General features: G+C 35.4%; 10 protein-coding genes. All 10 read left to right on the top strand.

Going from position 1 to position 20,192, the window contains the following annotated elements; translation table 11 throughout:
• The first annotated feature begins 11 nt into the window (after positions 1–11).
• The 10 genes from OZP07_RS13710 to OZP07_RS13665 are packed head-to-tail and all read left to right on the top strand — an operon-like array spanning position 12 to position 19,968.
• Positions 12–1,091, top strand: coding sequence for a putative glycoside hydrolase (locus OZP07_RS13710; protein ID WP_281635540.1), 1,080 nt, complete (start codon positions 12–14; stop codon positions 1,089–1,091).
• A gap of 4 nt (positions 1,092–1,095) precedes the next feature.
• Positions 1,096–3,333 (top strand): GH92 family glycosyl hydrolase, encoded by a 2,238-nt coding sequence (locus OZP07_RS13705; protein WP_281635539.1) that lies wholly within the window; start codon positions 1,096–1,098, stop codon positions 3,331–3,333.
• A gap of 12 nt (positions 3,334–3,345) precedes the next feature.
• Positions 3,346–4,356 (top strand): isoaspartyl peptidase/L-asparaginase family protein, encoded by a 1,011-nt coding sequence (locus OZP07_RS13700; RefSeq protein WP_281635538.1) that lies wholly within the window; start codon positions 3,346–3,348, stop codon positions 4,354–4,356.
• Positions 4,357–4,372: 16 nt separating this feature from the next.
• Positions 4,373–7,522: a beta-galactosidase, LacZ type gene (gene lacZ, locus OZP07_RS13695; protein ID WP_281635537.1), complete on the top strand. Its 3,150-nt coding sequence runs from the start codon at positions 4,373–4,375 to the stop codon at positions 7,520–7,522.
• 1 nt (position 7,523) lies between these two features.
• Entirely contained in the window at positions 7,524–9,845 is a 2,322-nt protein-coding gene (locus tag OZP07_RS13690) for a glycoside hydrolase family 20 protein (RefSeq protein ID WP_281635536.1), read from the top strand.
• Between the two features lie 11 nt (positions 9,846–9,856).
• The gene (locus OZP07_RS13685) at positions 9,857–11,182 is read left to right on the top strand and encodes an alpha-L-fucosidase (RefSeq protein WP_281635535.1); all 1,326 of its coding nucleotides are present in this window, start codon (positions 9,857–9,859) and stop codon (positions 11,180–11,182) included.
• A 12-nt stretch (positions 11,183–11,194) separates the two neighbouring features.
• Entirely contained in the window at positions 11,195–13,525 is a 2,331-nt protein-coding gene (locus OZP07_RS13680) for a GH92 family glycosyl hydrolase (RefSeq protein ID WP_432419567.1), read from the top strand.
• Positions 13,526–13,553: 28 nt separating this feature from the next.
• Positions 13,554–15,038 (top strand): alpha-L-fucosidase, encoded by a 1,485-nt coding sequence (locus OZP07_RS13675; protein ID WP_281635533.1) that lies wholly within the window; start codon positions 13,554–13,556, stop codon positions 15,036–15,038.
• 55 nt (positions 15,039–15,093) lie between these two features.
• Positions 15,094–17,292, top strand: a complete 2,199-nt coding sequence (locus OZP07_RS13670; protein WP_281635532.1) for a GH92 family glycosyl hydrolase — start codon at positions 15,094–15,096, stop codon at positions 17,290–17,292.
• A 12-nt stretch (positions 17,293–17,304) separates the two neighbouring features.
• Positions 17,305–19,968 carry a glycoside hydrolase family 3 N-terminal domain-containing protein gene (locus OZP07_RS13665; RefSeq protein ID WP_281635531.1) on the top strand — a complete coding sequence of 888 codons (2,664 nt, stop codon included), beginning with the start codon at positions 17,305–17,307 and terminating at the stop codon, positions 19,966–19,968.
• The last annotated feature ends 224 nt before the right edge of the window (positions 19,969–20,192 follow it).

Genomic DNA, 20,192 nt, shown 5'->3' with positions numbered 1-20,192 from the left:
AACAAGCAAAAATGAAACTAACTAAACTATTCCTTTTTTTAGTAGCACTGAGTATTTTTTCATGTGCAGAAAAAGAGGAAAAAACCACTTTCAAATTTGGTGTATGGATTACAGCTGATGCGAAAAGAACGAATGAAGATTACGCAAAAGAATTTAAAAAATATAAAGATGGCGGTATTGATGAAGTTTTGATTAATACCAATACTGATCCAAAACTTTTAGAAAGATTAGTGCCAATTGCAAAAGAAAAAGGGTTAAAAGTACACGCCTGGATTATGGCTATGAACAGACCTGGAGATTCAGTAGCCTTACAGCATTCAGATTGGTATCAGGTAAGTAAAGAGGGAAAATCATGTTTTGATAATCGTCCATACGTAGATTATTATCAATGGCTGTGTCCTACAAAAAAAGAATCAAGAGATCACGTTTTAGGTTTGGTTGAAGGTCTGGCAAAAGTAGAAGGAATCGAAAGCGTACATTTGGATTACATCCGTTTCCCAGACATCTTTTTGCCAATCAGTTTATTGCCAAAATACAATTTGGTTCAGGACGTAGAATTGCCACAATTCGATTTTTGTTACTGCGATGCGTGTGTAAGCAAGTTTGAAAAATTGCATCATAAAAATCCAAAGACAAGCCACAATACATCAATCGATATGGAGTGGAAAAACTTCCGGTTAAATGCGATAAAAGCAGTTGTTGATGATGCATATAAAATTGCTCATAAATACAATAAAAAACTAACAGCAGCCGTATTCCCTTATCCAGAAATGGCAGATCACATGGTGCGTCAGCGCTGGGACAAATGGAATATTGATGAAGTATATCCGATGATTTACCACAGTTTTTATGATGAGGAAATTGACTGGGTTGGTTATGCGACCAAACAAGGTGTAACTGATTTAGAAGGAAAACAAACAAAAATTAATACCGGAATTTACATTCCGGGATTAAAATCGGATGCAGAATTGAAAGAAGCTATTTTAGAAGCAAAACAGAATGGTGCAAAAGGTGTTTCTTTCTTTGATGGCAATGCTTTAACAGAGAGTAATTTAAAAACGATAAAAGAAACCAAGGCAAGCTTAAAATAAAATAATGAAAAAACAATATCTGATATATGTATTATTTGTATTGGTTTTGTCTAATTGCGGACTGCATAAAAGCTATGCTCAATTAACTAAGTATGTAAATCCATTCATTGGTACAGCTGGTCCTGGGAATACCTATCCCGGAGCAGCTGTACCTTTTGGGATGGTACAATTAAGTCCTGATATTGGCATTCCGGGATGGGATAGAATATCAGGCTATTTTTATAAAGATTCTATTATTTCTGGATTTTCACATACACATTTATCAGGAACTGGTGCGGGCGATTTATACGATATTTTGGTGATGCCCACCAACAGCAGATTTTCAAAACGGATTAAAGACAATAATTTCATGCCGTTTTCCAGATTTTTACATGATAAAGAAACGGCAGTTCCAGGGTATTATGCAGTAGATTTATTAGATTTTGGAATAAAAGCCGAACTTACAGCCACAGCTAGAACAGGTATTCATAAATATACATTTCCTAAAGATAATGCATCACAAATTCACATTGATTTAGGCTATGCATTAAATTGGGATGCACCTACAGATACCTATATTAATGTTGTGGATAAAACGACTATTGAAGGGTATAGGAAATCTACCGGCTGGGCCAAAGTGCAGCGCGTATATTTTGTAATAAAACTTTCAAAACCGTTTAAATCCTATCAGATTTTCAAAAATGATTCGCTTACAACCAATCCTTCAAAAGGAATTAAAACCAAAATTACTTTAAATTATGATACTGCTGTTGCTGAAGTAATAGTTTTAAAAACAGGTCTTTCTACAGCCGCTATTGAAGGAGCTTACAAATCCTTAGCAGTGGAAGCTCCCGATTTTAATTTTGAAGGGTATAAAACGAAAGCTTCGGCTCTTTGGGAAAAAGAACTGAATAAAATTCAAATTGAAACGCCAGACGATACCAAAAAGAAAATTTTCTATACAATGATGTATCAATCGATGCTGGCACCTACATTGTTAAGTGATTGTAATGGGAACTATAAAGGGGCAAATGATAGTATTATAAATGCTAAAGACTTTGATCGATACGATACGTTTTCGTTATGGGATACCTATCGTGCGGCTCATCCTTTGTACACTATTTTACATCCAAAACGAGTGTCGGATATGATTAATTCATTATTGGCACATTATAAAGAAACGGGTTTGCTGCCTGTATGGTCATTACAGGGAAATGAAACCAATATGATGATTGGTAATCATGCCATCCCCGTTATTGTTGATGCTTATTTTAAAGGAATAAAAAACTTTGATACTGATTTAGCTTATCGAGCATGTAAAGAAAGCTCAATGGTTAATTCAAGACAGTTAGATACTTATAAAACTTTAGGATATGTTCCTGCAGATGATTCCAATGAAAATTGGTCAGTTTCAAAAACACTGGAGTATGCTTATGATGATTGGTGTCTGGCGCAGTTTGCAAAAGCATTACATAAATTAAGCGATTACGAATATTTCTTGAATCGTTCTGAAAACTGGAGAAATCTGTATGACGCCAAAAGTAAATTCATGCGTCCTAAATTAGAAAACGGCAATTTTATCAATAATTTTATACCAAAAGAATATATGCCCTATTTCTGCGAAAGCAATGCATGGCAGTATTTTTGGTCTGTTCCTCAAAATATTGAAGGATTGATTAATGTGCTTGGAGGCAATGATGCATTTGAAAAAAAATTAGATACCATGTTTTCTTTAAAGCCAGTTAAAGGAGATAAACTGCCCATATTCAGTACAGGAATGATAGGACAATATGCGCATGGAAATGAACCCAGTCATCATGTAGCTTACTTATATAATTATATTGGTAAACCATGGAAAACACAAAAATTAGTCAGGGATATTTTAACGGCTCAGTATAAAAATGCTCCCGATGGACACTGTGGAAACGAAGATTGCGGACAAATGTCTTCATGGTACGTACTTAGTTCTTTAGGCTTTTATCCGGTAAATCCTGCGCAGGGCGTGTATAGTTTTGGGTCACCTTTATTTAATAATGCAACAATTAATTTAGAGAACGGTAAAAAATTTGTTATCAAAGCAATCAATAACAGCAATAAAAATAGCTGCATACAATCTATTGAGTTGAATGGACAAAAAATAGAGAGAAACTATATAACACAAAAAGAAATTAACGAAGGCGGCATTTTAGTATTTAATATGGGATTATTACCAAATAAAAACACTAAAAATAATATGGCATTATCTTCTAAAATATTTAACTAAAAACTAAAACTTATGTCAAACAGAAGAGATTTTATAAAAAAAACTACTTTAGGCACGTTGGCCGTAAGTTCATTTTTTGGTCATAGCGGATTTGCTGCTACAGAGAATAAAACGGAAGGCATCGGAAAAAAGCAAAAAAAACCTGTTGTTATTTCAACATGGAATCATGGTTTACCTGCTAATGAAGAAACATGGAAACAATTAAAAGCAGGAAAACCAGCCTTAGACGCACTTGAAGCCGGAATGAAAATCCCAGAAGCAGATCCAAAGATCCGAAGCGTTGGCTATGGCGGCTATCCAGACCGCGATGGAAAAGTAACTTTAGATGCCTGCATTATGGATCACAATAGCAATTGTGGTTCGGTTTGTTTTCTGCAAGGTATTATGCATCCTATTTCGGTAGCCAAAAGAGTATTGCAAAACACACCGCACGTGATGCTGGCGGGTCAGGGAGCACTTCAATTTGCACTTTCTGAGGGGTTCAAAGAAGAAAACCTGTTAACGCCAGAATCTGAAAAAGACTGGAAAAAATGGCTCGAAGATTCTAAATATAAGCCAGTAATCAATATAGAAAATCATGATACCATAAGCATGCTAATGTTAGATCAAGATGGAAATCTTACCGGTGGCTGTACTACTAGCGGCGCCGCCTGGAAAATGCACGGTCGCGTCGGTGATTCCCCCATAATCGGCGCGGGTCTTTTCCTGGATAACGAAGTTGGTGCTGCAGCAGCAACTGGTTTAGGTGAAGCCGTGATTAGAACAGCAGGAAGTGCCATGGTGGTTGAATTAATGCGTCAGGGGAAATCCCCTTTTGATGCCTGTAAAGAAATTACAGAACGCATTTACAACAAGCATAAAAACCATAAAGACATGGAATATCTGCAAGTTGGGTTTATTGCTTTGAATAAAAACGGAGAATATGCAGGTTACAGTCTAAGGTCAGGTTTTAATTATGCTGTCTCTGATGATGAAAAAGGACATAGAATGGAAGATGCAAAGTTTAAAATGCCTTGGAAATAATTATAAAATTAATTTGATGAAAATCAGTCTCTCAGCAACATTATTATTTTTAACAGTCTCTTTATCTTGTTTAGCGCAGGAAACTACTCCTTTTTGGCAGAACGAAAAAATAAACGAAGAGAATAGAGAGCCAATGCATGCTGCCTATTATGTTTTTAAAAATGAAGCATTAGTCACCAAAAACGATTGGAAGGAATCTAAAAATTATCTGGATTTAAACGGGCCATGGAAATTTAAATACGTAGAAAACCCGAATGATTTGCCGACCGGATATGAAAACAGCAATTTTGATGATCATGATTGGGATAACTTCAAAATTCCTGCCAGCTGGGATGTAAACGGCTACGGGTATCCAATTTATACTAATACCACTTATGATTTTGCTAAATACATTGCAATAAAACCACCTTTTGTTCCAGTAAGTCATAACCCGACAGGAGTTTACAGAAGAGAAATTACGGTTGATAAAAGCTGGGAGGGAAAAGATATTTTTCTGCATGTCGGCGCTGCAAAATCTAATCTTACAGTTTGGATAAATGGCATTTATGTTGGCTATGGTGAAGATGGTAAATTACCGTCTGAATTCAATTTAAATAAATTTTTAAAAACTGGTAGAAACAATATCGTTTTAAAAGTAATGAAATGGAGTGACGGTTCCTATTTAGAATGTCAGGATTTCTGGAGAATGAGTGGTATTACAAGAGATACGTATCTGTTTGCCAGAAACAAAGTCCACTTAAAAGATTATGAGATTATTCCAGATCTGGATGCTTCTTATGTAAATGGGAGTATGAAAATTTCAACTGAATTTTCAGATTTAAATAAAACAGGCAGCTACACATTAGAAGTAAAACTAAAAGACGGCGAAACGATTATTGCTTCAAAAAATATCACAGTATCTGAATTTACAAAAAAACAAACATTTGAATTTGCTGTAAATAATCCAAAAAAATGGAGTGCAGAAATTCCAAATTTATATCAGGTAGATTTTATTTTAAAAGATAAAAAAGGAAAAGTTGTAGAAGTTATCCATCAAAAAGTCGGCTTTAGAAAAGTAGAAATAAAAAAAGGACAGCTGTTAGTAAATGGAAAACCAGTTTACATAAAAGGAGTAAACCGTCATGAAACGGATCCCGTTACTGGACAAACCGTTTCCCGAGAACGAATGGAAGAAGATATTAAATTGATGAAGGAATTTAACATCAATGCGGTGAGAACATCACATTATCCAAATGATGAATATTTTTATGACTTATGTGATAAATACGGAATTTATGTAGTGGATGAAGCCAATTTAGAATCCCACGGTATGGGTTATGATATTATCAAAACACTAGGAAATAAACCAGATTGGGAATTGGCACATCTACAGCGGATGCAACGTATGGTGGAAAGAGACAAAAACCATGCGTCTGTAATTATCTGGAGTATGGGCAATGAAGCAGGTAACGGCTACAACTTTTACAGAGGATATTTGTGGATAAAAAATCGTGATAAATCAAGACCAATTCAGTACGAGAGAGCAACTGCGGGAGCTTGGGACGGAAAAGATTTAAAATACGATTGGGACTCTGATATTATTGACCCAATGTACAGTTCTCCTAATAAAATGGAAGAATATATTATGGCAAATCCACATCCGGATCGTCCGTATATTCAATGTGAATATGCGCATGCTATGGGAAATTCGATGGGGAATTTTAAAGATTATTGGGATGTTATTAGAGCGCATCCTAATTTTCAGGGAGGATTTATCTGGGATATGATCGATCAATCGGTTTATAAAACACAGCCAGACGGAACAGTTGTTTTTGCTTACGGCGGTGATTTTGGTCCTAAAGATGTGCCAAGCGATAATAATTTTCTAAACAATGGTGTTTTCAGCCCGGATAGAAAACCAAATCCGCATGCTTTTGAAATGCGAAATGTATATCAGGACATTCATACTTCTTGGGTTAATCCAGCCACAGCAACGATTAAAGTTTACAATGAATTCTTCTTTAAAAATTTAAGCAATGTAAGTTTACAATGGAGATTAGTTTTAGATGGTAAAGAAGATACAGGCGGTGTTATCGATAATTTAGACATTAACGCTCATGAAACTAAATCGTATGCTTTACCAGTTAATCTGGAAGGAAAACAGTTTAGCGAAGCTTTTATAAATGTTACGTATCATATCAAACAAGATGAACCATTGTTACCGAAAGGTTTTGAAATTGCAACAGAACAATTAGCCTATAAAGGAAGCTGGAAAAACGATATAAAAATTGAAGGAGCTGGAAAAATTGCTGTAGAGAAAAAAGAGAACAGTACCTTATTTAAAAGTGATAAAGCTGAAATAGTTTTTGATAAAAAATCAGGATTTATAAATGCTTATTCATTCAACAATCAGCCCATTTTAAAAGAGGGTTATCAATTGCGTCCTAATTTTTGGAGAGCACCAAACGATAATGATTTTGGAGCTAATTTTCAAAGGAATCTTGTGGCTTGGAAAGAAGCTTCAGAAAATCCAATGCTTGTAAATTGGAGTTATACAATTACAAAAGACAATAAAGTGCAGGTAAAAGTAGCGTATAGTCTTCCTCAGGTTTCTTCACAATTAGAACTTACTTATGAAATAAACAGCAAAGGTGAATTAAATGTAAAAGAGCAGCTGTATATTGATAAAACGAAAGAAGTGCCAATGCTGCCAAGATTTGGAATGGAAATTATTCTTCCGAAGGATTTTAGCACTATGAGTTACTACGGAAGAGGCCCTCATGAAAATTATATCGACAGAAATTACAGTTCTCAAGTCGGAATTTACAACCAAACCGTTTCAGAACAATTTTATCCGTATATCCGTCCGCAGGAAACAGGAAATAAAACAGACGTAAGATGGCTGGAATTATCAAATGCTGATTTAAAAATAAAGGTTACTTCGGATGAACTTTTGAGTGTTACGGCTTTACACTTTTTAAATGAAGATCTTGACGATGGATTAGAAAAAAATCAAAGACATTCTGAGGAACTTAAAGAAAGAGATTTGACGAGTTTAAAGATAGATTACAAACAAATGGGAGTAGGAGGAATCGACAGCTGGCAGGCTTGGCCAATGGAAAAATACCTGCTGAGAGACAAAATGTATCAGTATCAATTTAAAATAACACCATCATTAAATAAATAACATGAAGAAGTTATCCTCTATCATACTTGTGATTACAGCATTTGTATGTAATTTTTGTTTTGCACAAAAAGTATTTACAGAAAATGACATTCAGATCATTCCGAAACCTGCCTCGTTAAAAATTTCTGAAGGTGTATTTGAATTTTCAGGAAATACAAAATTGGTAATTACTGATAAATCTCAAAAGGAAAGTGTTACTGCATTTGTCAGTAAATTCGGGAAAGCAGTAGGATTGAAATTACAAATTACAGCTAAAGCTCCAAAAAGCAATTATGTGCAATTTGTTGTCAATACTAGTTTTGAGAACGAAGCCTACGAATTAAAAGCATCCAAAAACAATGTAATTATTACGGCAAAAAGCAGTGCTGGTTTTATGTACGCGCTGGAAACGTTGCGTCAATTACTTCCTGTGGCTATAGAAAGCAAAACAGTTATTGCTAATACAGCATGGATAATTCCTGCGATAGAAATAAAAGACAAGCCCCGCTTTGAACAAAGAGGTTTAATGCTGGATTTATCCCGTCATTTTTTTGGAAAGGAGTACATCCTAAAGACAATAGACCGTTTAGCAATGCACAAAATGAATGTTTTGCGTTTGCACATGGTCGATGATCAAGGCTGGAGAATGGAAATTAAAAAATACCCTAAGCTGACTGAAGTTGGTGCATGGAGAGTCGATCAGGAAGATAAAGCATGGAACGCAAGAGCCGTTAATGATCCGAACCAAAAAGGAACATATGGAGGCTTCCTGACACAGAAAGAACTGAAAGAAATTGTGGCTTATGCAGCAATTAAAAATGTTGAGATCATTCCCGAAATCGAAATGCCGGCACACGTAAGTGCCGCAATTGCAGCTTATCCTTTTTTATCTTGTGTAGAAAAACCAATCGCAGTTCCTTCTGGCGGTGTTTGGCCAATTACCGATATTTTCTGTGCAGGAAAGGAAAGTACTTTTGAATTTTTAGAAAATGTTATAGACGAAGTTATTGCTGTTTTTCCATCAAAATACATTCATATTGGCGGAGATGAAGCAACCAAAGATCATTGGAAAACGTGTCCTTATTGTCAAAAAAGGATTCAGGCTGAAGGCTTAAAAGATGTAAATGAACTGCAAAGCTATTTTGTAAAAAGAATAGAAAAATACATCAATTCGAAAGGTAAAAAAATGATTGGCTGGGATGAAATCCTGGAAGGAGGTCTGGCTCCGGAAGCAACTGTAATGAGCTGGAGAGGAACAAAAGGCGGAATAGAAGCTGCGGAACAAAAACACGATGTTATAATGACGCCGGAATCTCACTGCTATTTTAATTTTTACCAAGGACCACAAAATGATGAACCTACAGCTTTCAATGCATTTTTGCCACTGCATACCGTATATGAATTCGACCCAATTGCCGATGCGATGAGTCCAGAAGTTGCAAAACACATATTAGGAGGCCACGCTAATTTATGGGCAGAATTTATTAATACGGATGCACTTTCAGAATACATGCTTTTTCCAAGATTAGCCGCTTTTTCAGAAACGTTATGGAGTACAAAAGAGTCTCGTAACTGGGATGATTTTTCATCTAGGCTTGGTGCTTTGTTCCAGCGTTATGATTATTTAGGAATCAATTATGCGAAAAGTGCCTACTTAATAGTGGCTTCAAGCAAAGTAGATATTGCAAGCAAAAAAGTATCAATAAGCTTGCAGAATGAATTCCCTAAACCAGATATTCGATATGTGTTGGGAGATCAGGAAATTACTCAAAATGCAGTAAAATACCAAGATGCTATTCAAATAGACAAAACTACGGTTATAAAAGCCTCATTGTTCAAAGACAATCAGCCGATAGGTAAAACTTTTACAGATACTATTACGTTTCATAAAGCATCAGGAAGTGCAATACAATTTAAAACTCCATTTAATGAAAATTATAAAGGAGATGGTGATTTAAGTCTCGTTAATATCATCAGAGGAACAAAAAACTTTCATGACGGACAATGGCAGGCTTGGCTTAATAGCGATATGGAAGCAGTGATAGATTTAGGAATTAAGCAGGACATACAACACGTTATCTTGGGCAGTTTAGAGAGTCAGGGTTCGGGTATTTATTTCCCGACAGCTGTTACAGTGTATGTTTCTGATGATGGAATTAATTATAAAGAAACTGCAAAAACGGAACGAGCATTCGCTCCAAATATAAATACAGAACTGAAAGATTTTAAAGTGAATTTTGACACAAAAAAGACAAGGTTTGTAAAAGTAATTGCTTCAAATTTAGGAAAAGCGCCAAGCGGCGGCGGTACTTGGTTATTTGTAGATGAAATTGTAGTGAATTAACAATTACACTAATGAAAAAATTTAAAATAGCAGTGGTCTTATTTTTTTTGGCAGTAATTCAAACTATTGGGCAAGAAAAAAAGGGGACAAATGAAGACCGGATGGAATGGTTTAAAGATGCTAAATTAGGTGTTTTTATTCACTGGGGTATTTATTCCGTAAACGGTATCGATGAATCATGGTCTTTTTATAATAAATACATTTCCTATACTGATTATATGAAACAGTTAGATGGATTTACAGCTAAAAATTATGACCCTGAGCAATGGGCGCAGCTTATTAAAGAAAGTGGTGCTAAATATACTGTAATTACGACAAAACATCATGATGGTGTTGCTCTTTGGGACACCAGACAAAGCGATTTAAATGTGGTAAAAAAAACGAAAGCAAAGAAAGATTTAATTAGCCCGTTTGTAAATGCAGCCCGTAAACAAAATTTAAAGATTGGACTTTATTATTCATTACTCGATTGGTCAAATCCAGATTATCCTAATTTTTTGAGAGACCAAAAACGCTATACTAATGATGATACCAAGTGGGATGCATTTACTAAATTCAATTTTGGACAATTAGAAGAACTAACAAAATTCAATCCAGATTTATATTGGTTTGATGGTGATTGGGAACAATCTGCTGAGAAGTGGAAAGCTAAAGAAATTAGAGAATTATTATTGCAAAAAACACCTAATACCATAATCAATTCAAGATTACAGGGTTATGGTGATTATGCCACTCCCGAGCAAGGTGTTCCCATCATTAAACCAGATAATAATTATTGGGAATTATGTATGACAATGAACAATTCGTGGGGATACCAGCCCAATGATAAAAATTACAAAAGTGTTAATCAGCTTATTCGAATTTTTGTTGATTGTATTAGTATGGGAGGCAATTTACTTCTGGATATTGGACCTAAACCAGATGGTACTATTCCAGAGGAGCAAGTGGCTATTTTAAAAGGAATTGGCAGGTGGACAAATAAGCATGCAGAAGCTATATATGGCACTAGAGCAGGAATCCCTTTTGGACATTTTAATGGTTATACCGCATTATCTAAAGACAAAACTATATTGTATTTATACGTTGATAATAATCCTAACGGACCTCTTTTAATAAAAGGTTTGAAAAATAAAGTCAACAGAGCGTGGGTGGTTGGTAATGGCACAAAATTAACGACAAATGTAGTAGGAAAACAATATTGGAGCGACGTGCCAGGCTTATTGTATATTGATTTGCCTGAGGAAGTTCAAGATACAGAGGTTACCGTAATCGCATTACAGCTAGAGGGCGAAGTGGCGCTTTATGGAGATAAAGGACAAGTAATAGAGAACAATTAAAAAATCATCATGATGAAAACAATTAAATTTCTTCTTTTTTTTCTTATGCTAGGATTTGTTTCATTCAGTCAAATTAAGCAAAAAAGTAAGAATGAAAATAGTTTAGAAACTAATAATCTAGCTGATTTAGTCAATCCTTTAATGGGAACTGATTCTGATTTTTCTTTATCTAATGGGAATACGTATCCTGTTATTGCAACTCCTTGGGGCATGAATTTTTGGACACCAATGACTTCAAAAATGGGCGATGGCTGGACGTATAACTATAATGCTAAAAAAATTAGAGGAATCAAACAGACACATCAGCCAAGTCCTTGGATTAATGATTATGCAGCGTTTTCATTAATGGCTGTAACGGGGAAATTAAAGTTTAAGGAAGAGGAGCGTGAATCTTGGTTTTCGCATAAGGCAGAAACTGTACATCCGTATTATTATGCTGTTTATTTAGCAGATTATGATGTTACAGTCGAAGTGGCTCCTACAGAGCGAGCGGCACAATTTAAGTTTACATTTCCAGAATCTGAAACTTCATATATAATGCTTGATGCTTTTTTTAAAGGTTCAATGGTGAAAATTATACCCGGAGAACGCAAAATTATTGGATATTGCAGAAATAATAGTGGTGGTGTTCCAGATAATTTTCATAATTATTTTGTTGCCGAATTTGATAAAGATTTTGAAATAAATCACACTTGGAATGACGGTTGGCAGTTAATAAAAAATTCAATTTCAGCCGAAGGAAAACATGTTGGAGCTATAATAGGTTTTAAAACCAAAAAAGGAGAAACAGTTCATGTAAAAGTAGCTTCTTCCTTTATAAGCCCTGAACAGGCGACATTAAATTTAGCAGCGGAAATTGGCACAGACACTTTTGAGCAGACTAAAGAAAAAGCCAGACAGACTTGGGAAAAAGAATTAAGCAAAATAGAAATAGAAGATGATAATATAGACAATATCAGAACATTTTATTCTTGCTTATACCGGGTTTTACTTTTTCCAAGAAAATTTTATGAGGTTGATAAACATAATGAGGTTGTACATTATAGTCCTTACAATGGGAAGACTCTTTCGGGTTATATGTTTACCGATAATGGTTTTTGGGATACTTTTAGAGCCGTTTATCCATTTTTTAATATGATGTATCCCGAATTGAATAGTCATATTATGGAAGGTCTTGCCAATACGTATAAAGAATCCGGCTGGCTGCCAGAATGGGCTAGTCCGGGACATAGAGATTGTATGGTCGGCTCCAATTCGGCTCCAATTATTGCAGATGCTTTTTTAAAAGCCGGAGAAAATAAAGATACAAAAGTGTTATTTGAAGCTGTTCTAAAAAATGCAACTGTTCAAGAAGGCAGGCCTGTAAGCTCTGTTGGCCGTGAAGGGCTTAATTATTATAATAGTTTAGGTTATGTTCCTTATAATGTTGATGTTAATGAAAATGTGGCAAGAACATTAGAATATGCTTACGCCGATTTTACAATAGCCAAAATGGCCGAGAAGTTAGGTGATAAAGAAATCGCTGCAACGTATTTTAAAAAAGCAATGAATTATAAAAATGTATTTGATCCCTCAACCCGCTTTATGAGAGGAAAAAATAAGGAAGGTGATTTTCAAACGCCTTTTAATCCTTTAAAATGGGGTGATGCATTTACCGAAGGTAATAGTTTGCACTACACTTGGTCTGTATTTCATGATGTTCAAGGGCTAATTGATTTGATGGGAGGAAAAGAAAAATTTGCTTCAAAATTGGATGAAGTATTCCTAATGCCACCAAATTTTGATGATTCGTATTATGGTCAGACTATTCATGAAATTAGAGAAATGCAGGTAGCAGACATGGGGAATTATGCCCATGGAAATCAACCCATACAACACATGATTTATTTGTATAATTATGCCAATAAGTCTTATAAAGCACAAGAGAAAATAAGGGAAGTGTTAACAAAATTGTATAAGCCAACGCCAGATGGTTATTGTGGCGATGAAGATAATGGACAAACTTCCGCTTGGTATGTTTTTAGTGCTTTAGGGTTTTATCCTGTTACTCCGGGTGTTAATCAATATGTTATTGGAAGCCCTTTATTTAAGAAAGCAACAATACATTTAGAAAACGGAAATGTGTTTGAAATAAATTCGAAGGACAATTCAAAAAGCAATTTCTACATACAGTCGGCAAGCCTTAATAAAAAAGCATATTCTAACAGTTTTATCAATTTTGAAACCATTCAAAATGGAGGAAAATTAGAATTTCAATTGGGAGACAAACCAAATAGAGACTGGGCTGGTAAGCCAGAAAATGTTCCTTATTCTTTGAGTAATGAAATAAACAAAAATAAGTAAAGAATTTAAATATAAAGGAGAGAGAACAATGAAAAAAAGAATAGCAATTTTAGCCCTGTTATTTTCGGTGCAGTTATTTTCACAAGCGATTTATGAAGACGAAAGATATGTACCGGAAACAGATCCGTTAGTATTAAAAAATTTGGATGTATGGCAAGGCGAAAAATTTGGTCTGCTGATGCACTGGGGAACTTACAGCCAATGGGGAATTGTTGAATCCTGGTCTATCTGCCCGGAAGATTATGGATGGTGCGAACGAAAAAAAGGAAGCAATCCAGCTAATTATAATCAGTATGTAAAGGATTATGAAGGATTGATAAAATCATTCAATCCAGTAAAATTCGATCCTAAAAAATGGGCAAAAGCGGCGAAATATGCAGGAATGAAATACATGGTTTTTACCACAAAACACCATGATGGATTCAATATGTTTGATACCAAGTATTCGGATTATAAAGTAACCAATAAAGACGTTCCTTTTAGTACTAATCCAAAAGCGAATATTGCCAAGGAAGTTTTTAATGCTTTTAGAAATGAAAATTTATCTGTTGGAGCTTATTTCTCAAAACCAGACTGGCATAACGAAAACTACTGGGATCCTTATTTTCCTCCATTCGATAGAAATGTAAATTACGATCCAGCATTATATCCAGAAAAATGGCAGAAATATGTTGATTTTACACACAACCAAATTTTAGAATTATTATCTGATTACGGTAAAATTGATATTTTATGGCTAGATGGAGGATGGGTTAGAAAAAGAGACCAGCTGAACATCAAAGAAAACTATGATGAAAAGTTTGCCGAAAACGAAGCGAAAAATGGTTTTATCAAACACAGAGTTGTAAATCAAGATCCAAAAATGGATGAACTGGTTGTAAAAGCCCGTCAGAAACAGCCAGGATTAATTGTTGTTGACAGAGCAGTTCATGGTAAAAACCAAAACTACCTAACACCAGAAAACAGAGTTCCAGAAAAAACGCTTCCTTACCCTTGGGAATCTTGTATTACTTCTGGCGGAGGATGGTCTTATACTCCAGATGCGGCCTATTTAACTGGAAGACAAGGAATACACATGCTTATTGATGTTGTGGCTAAAGGCGGAAATTTATTGTTGAATGTAGCTCCAAGTCCAGAAGGAGATTGGCAGCAAGGTGCGTACGATTTGTTAAACGCTTATGGCGATTGGATGAAAGTAAACAGTACGGCAATTTATAACACAGCACCCATTGCACCGTACAAAGAAAATAATATTTGCATGACCCAGAATAAAGCAGGGAATGTATTCTTGTTTTATATGGCGAAAGATGGAGAAGATAAAATTCCGGCAACACTTACGGTAAAATCTATCAGTCCTAAAAAAGGAACTAAGATTACGATGTTAGGTTCTAAAATAACTTTAAAATGGACAAAAGAAGCTGAAGGATTTAAAATTATAATTCCAGAAAGCTTAAGAAATAACTTGCCGGCAAAAGAAGCTTGGACATTAAAAATTGAAGCTGTTAACAGATAAAATTAAAAGTATGGTTTTGAATAAAAGGAGTATAATACAAACAGCATGTTTACTCATGCTGTTTTTTAGTAACGCAGTTATTTATGCGCAGCAGCCTGCAGATTACGTAAACCCATTTATTGGAACTTCAAATTATGGTGCCGCTTTTCCTGGTCCAATTGCGCCAAGAGGAATGGCGAGTATTAGTCCGTTTAATGTAGCTGGGCCTAAAAATTTACCATTAGAGAAAGACAGCCGCTGGCTCTCCAACCCGTATGTAAATGAGAATACCTTTTTAACTGGTTTTTCTCAGGTAAATTTAAGCGGGGTAGGCTGTCCAGAATTAGGTGTTATATTATTAATGCCTACAACCGGTAATGTTGAAACGGATCATTTAAAATATGGTTCGGCTTATTCTGAGGAAGTGGCAAAAACGGCTTATTACAGTTCAAAAATTGATAAATACAATGTTAAAGCTGAATTTACCGCTTCGAAAAGAGTGGGTGTAAGCAGATTTACGTTTCCAAAAGGGCAGTCTAATATTTTATTAAATCTTGGTTTGGGTTTAACAAATGAAGAAGGCGCGATGGTACAAATAGTTTCATCAACTGAAATTGAAGGAATGCGCAGTGTGGGTTCTTTCTGTTACAACAGCCCGGAAGCTGCTTATCCGGTATATTTTGCTGCCAAGTTTTCTAAACCCGCAGCAAAGTTTGGAGTATGGAAAAAACCGTCAAAATACAATGGAGTCGAAGCACAATGGATGACTTATAATGGAAAAACCAGATTGATGGAAAATAATACCAAAATGGTCGTTGGCGACAGCATTGGGACTTATTTTACGTATCATTTTGATAAAGAAGAAACTGTCGAAGTTAAAATTGGCGTTTCGTATGTAAGTATCGAAAATGCCAGAGAAAATTTAGAAAAAGAGACTGGAAATAAATCATTTGATGCCGTTTATAAAGATACCTATAACGAATGGAATCAGGAACTTTCGAAGATTTTAGTCGAAGGAGGTTCAAAAGAAGAAAAGACAGTTTTTTATACGGCATTGTATCATACCTTAATCCATCCAAATACTTTAAACGATTTTAATGGCCAATATCCTGAAATAAAAACAGGTAAAATTGGTCAAACAGCAGGAACCCGCTACACTGTTTTTTCACTTTGGGATACCTATAGAAATTTACATCAGCTCATGTCTTTGGTGTATCCAAAACAGCAGTCAGATATGGTAAAAAGCATGCTTCAGATGTATGATGAAAATGGCTGGTTACCCAAGTGGGAATTAAATTCGACAGAAACATTTACGATGGTCGGCGACCCTGCAAGTATTGTTATTGCGGATACTTATCTAAAAGGGATTCGGGATTTTGATGTGCAAAAAGCCTACAAAGCCATGCTGAAAGGAGCTGACCAGATTGAGAATAATCCTTTGCGTCCCGGACTTCAGGACTATATTCAAAAAGGGTTTGTGACGACCAAAGACAGAGGTTCTGTTTCTACGACTCAGGAATATAACGCTTCCGATTATTCGATTTCACTTTTGGCGGATGCCTTGGGTAAAAAAGAAGATTATATCCGTTTCAAAAATCGTTCCTTATCCTATAAAAAATTATATGATAAAGAATTGAAAATGCTCCATCCAAGAACAGAAAATGGCAGTTTTTATGAGCCGTTTGATCCTTTGTCGGGAGCTAATTTCGAAGAAAATATTGGTTTTATCGAAGGCAATGCGTGGCAATATTCTTTTATGATGCCCCACGATATCAAAGGACTCATAAAATTGATGGGAGGAGAAAAAAACTTCACGAATCAATTGCAACAGCTTTTTGATGTAAAACAATTTGATATGGCAAACGAGCCTGATATTGCCTATCCTTATTTGTTTAATTATGTAAAAGGCGAGGAATGGAGAAGTCAGGAATTGGTCAAGAAATTAGTGAAGGAATATTTTCAGAATAAACCAAATGGATTACCTGGAAATGACGATACCGGAACAATGTCTGCATGGCTGGTATACTCAATGATGGGAATTTATCCAATTGCTCCCGGTAATCCAATATACACGATTACAACACCAATGTTTGATAAAATAACGATTCAATTAGATTCAAAATATTATAAAAATAAAAGTATCGTAATTGAACGTGAAATCAATAATGACGGGAAAATTAAAAAAATCCAATTAGACGGAAAAGACCATAACAGCTTTTTTATCACTCACGATGATTTTGTAAATGGAACGGCACTAAAAGTGATTCAAAATTAAAAAAAACAAATTATGTTACGATCAATACTAAAAAAGAAAGCGATTGTTTTAGTTGCTTTTCTAGGCTTTTTTAACCCGATTTCGGCACAGAATAAATATCCGTATCAAAATGCTGCTTTGCCAGTTGAAGAGCGCTTAAATGATTTATTAAGCCGAATGAGTCTTGAGGAAAAAGTACGCCAGATGGATATGTATAAAGGCGAATTTTTTAAGGAAGGCGAAGACTTTTCAAAAGCCAAAACCAAAAACAAAGCTGGTAATCTAGGAATAGGAGCCATTCACGATATTTATCCAAGATCGGCTAAAATGATTAATGATCTTCAAAAAGAGATAATCAAAAGTAACAAATGGGGAATTCCAGCCCTTATTATGTGCGAGATGCTTCACGGTTATTTAGATGACGGAAGTACGGCTTTTCCAATGAACATTGGTCTTGGAGCAACCTGGGATACGGATGTTATTGGTAAAGTAGGAAAGGTTATTGCTACAGAAGCCAGGGCACACGGAGTACATTTTGGTTTAGGTCCAAATTTAGATTTAGGACGCGAACCACGCTGGGGAAGAGTTGCTGAAACTTTTGGGGAAGATGCGTATTTAAACAGTGAAATTGGTTTGGCATTTATAAAAGGGATGCAGGGCGATGATTTAAAATCAGATCGTTCTATAATTGCAGAACCGAAACACTTTGCAGTTCACGGTATTCCACAGGCAGGAGGAAATTCTTCGCCAATTTTGGTCGGAGAACGTTCGGCTCGTGAAGATCATCTTCCGTCATTTCAAAAAGCATTTACAAAAGGCGGTGCTTTAGGAACAATGTGTGCGTATTCAGAATTAGATGGAATTCCTTGTGCAGCAAATCATTGGTTATTAACTGATGTTTTAAGAAAAGAATGGGGGTTTAAAGGGATTGTAGTCTCCGATTTAGGGGCAATTAAATACCTTCAAACCACGCATCATGTAACAGATTCTCCAAAAGAAAGTATCAGACAAGCCGTTTTGGCTGGTGTCGATATGCAGTTTTATGATTTTACAAATGAGTTTTGGCAGCAAAGCCTTATTGAATTGGTGAACGAAAAAAAACTCACTATAGAGCAGATTGACCGTGCAGCTGGTGGTGTGCTGCGTCTTAAATTTTTATTGGGACTATTCGAAAACCCGTATACGGCAGACCATTTAATCAAAGAGCGTTTTCATACCAAAGAAAATCAGGATATTGCTTTGGAAGCTGGTCTTAAATCTATTGTTTTATTAAAAAACGACAATAGTATTTTACCTTTAAAAAAAGACATTCAAACAATTGCCGTTATCGGACCCAATGCTGATGCGTCAAGATTGGGAGGATATTCAGTTCATAACAAAGTGGGGAAAACCGTTCTAGAAGGAATTAAAGAAGTGGTTGGCGTTAATACAAATGTGCTTTATGAAGAAGGAGTCCCCTTAATTGTAAAAGGACAAATTATTCCGTCGAAATTTTTATTTACACCAGACGAATCACAAAATGGTTTAAAGGGAGAATACTTTAACAATAGAAATTTAGAAGGAAAGCCGGCATTAACCCGCACAGATAAACAATTGGAATTTGACTGGCCTTGGTCTCCGGGTGATGGCGTTACCGATGATGATTTTTCTATTCGCTGGACAGGTTACATAAAATCGGAAAAGTCTTTTGACGGCTGGTTAGGACTAAGTTCTGATGACGGAATCAGAATGTGGATCGATGATCAGCTTGTTATTGATAATTGGACAAAGGGAGCAACTAGTATAGTTACGACTCCAAAGAATATCGAAGCAGGAAAAAAATACAAAGTCCGTATCGAAATGTGGGAAGGTGGCTGGGGAGCCAGAGCTCACTTGCGCTGGAATTTAGAAAAAGTAAACTTTCAGCCGGCGATAGATATTGCTAAAAAAGCGGATGTTGCTATTGTGGTGTTAGGAGAATCTAACGAATTGGTAGAAGAAAACAGAGATGTTGCATCTTTAGACTTACACGGAATGCAGCAAGAACTTATTGAAGCAATTCAGAAAACAGGAACTCCTGTAGTTTGTGTACTGTTAAATGGCCGTCCGCTTTCGGTAAACTGGATCAACGACAATATTCCTGCAATTGTTGAAGGCTGGTTTTCTGGTGAAGCAGGAGGAAAGGCAGTAGCTGATGTTTTATTTGGAAATTACAATCCAGGAGGAAGACTGCCAATTACCTTTCCTAAATCTGTCGGACAGCTTCCTATTTATTACAATCAGAAACGATCTGCTATTCATAGATATGTCAGCGAAAGTGAAAATCCTTTATATACTTTTGGATATGGTTTGAGTTATACAAAGTTCGAATATTCGAATTTAGCTATCAGTTCGGCTGAAATAAAGACAAACGGAGAATTGAAGGTAAGTATTGATGTGAAAAACGTCGGAAATTTTGATGGTGATGAGGTTGTTCAGTTGTATATTAATGATGTTTACAGTAGTGTAACAACTCCAGAAAAAACATTAAAAGGTTTCAAAAGATTATTTATAAAGAAAGGTGAAACTAAACGTGTCGATTTTACTATTACTCCCAATGAGCTGTCTCTTTGGAACCGCGAAATGAAAGAGGTTGTCGAACCTGGAAACTTTGTTGTAATGGTAGGAGGAAATTCGACAGATTTACAAAAGTTAAGCTTCAGTGTCTTAAATAATTGATTTAGTTTGAATACTATTGATAATATTTAAATTAAATGTTAACAGTAAAACTAATCCTTGTGAATGAATATTTGATATCAATATTTCGATAGGATTTATAAAAATAAAAAGAGAGGCTGTATCACATAACCGGTGATAGAGCCTCTCTTTTTATTTGTTAATTTATATTTAACTCAAATAAAGACAAATTTTATTCTTTTAACATTTTGCTAAGTATAGTTTTT

The sequence above is a fragment of the Flavobacterium marginilacus genome (assembly GCF_026870155.1).
Taxonomy (GTDB): domain Bacteria; phylum Bacteroidota; class Bacteroidia; order Flavobacteriales; family Flavobacteriaceae; genus Flavobacterium; species Flavobacterium marginilacus.
Note: the sequence above shows the minus strand (reverse complement) of the source record. Positions and strands in the feature narration are given on the sequence as shown.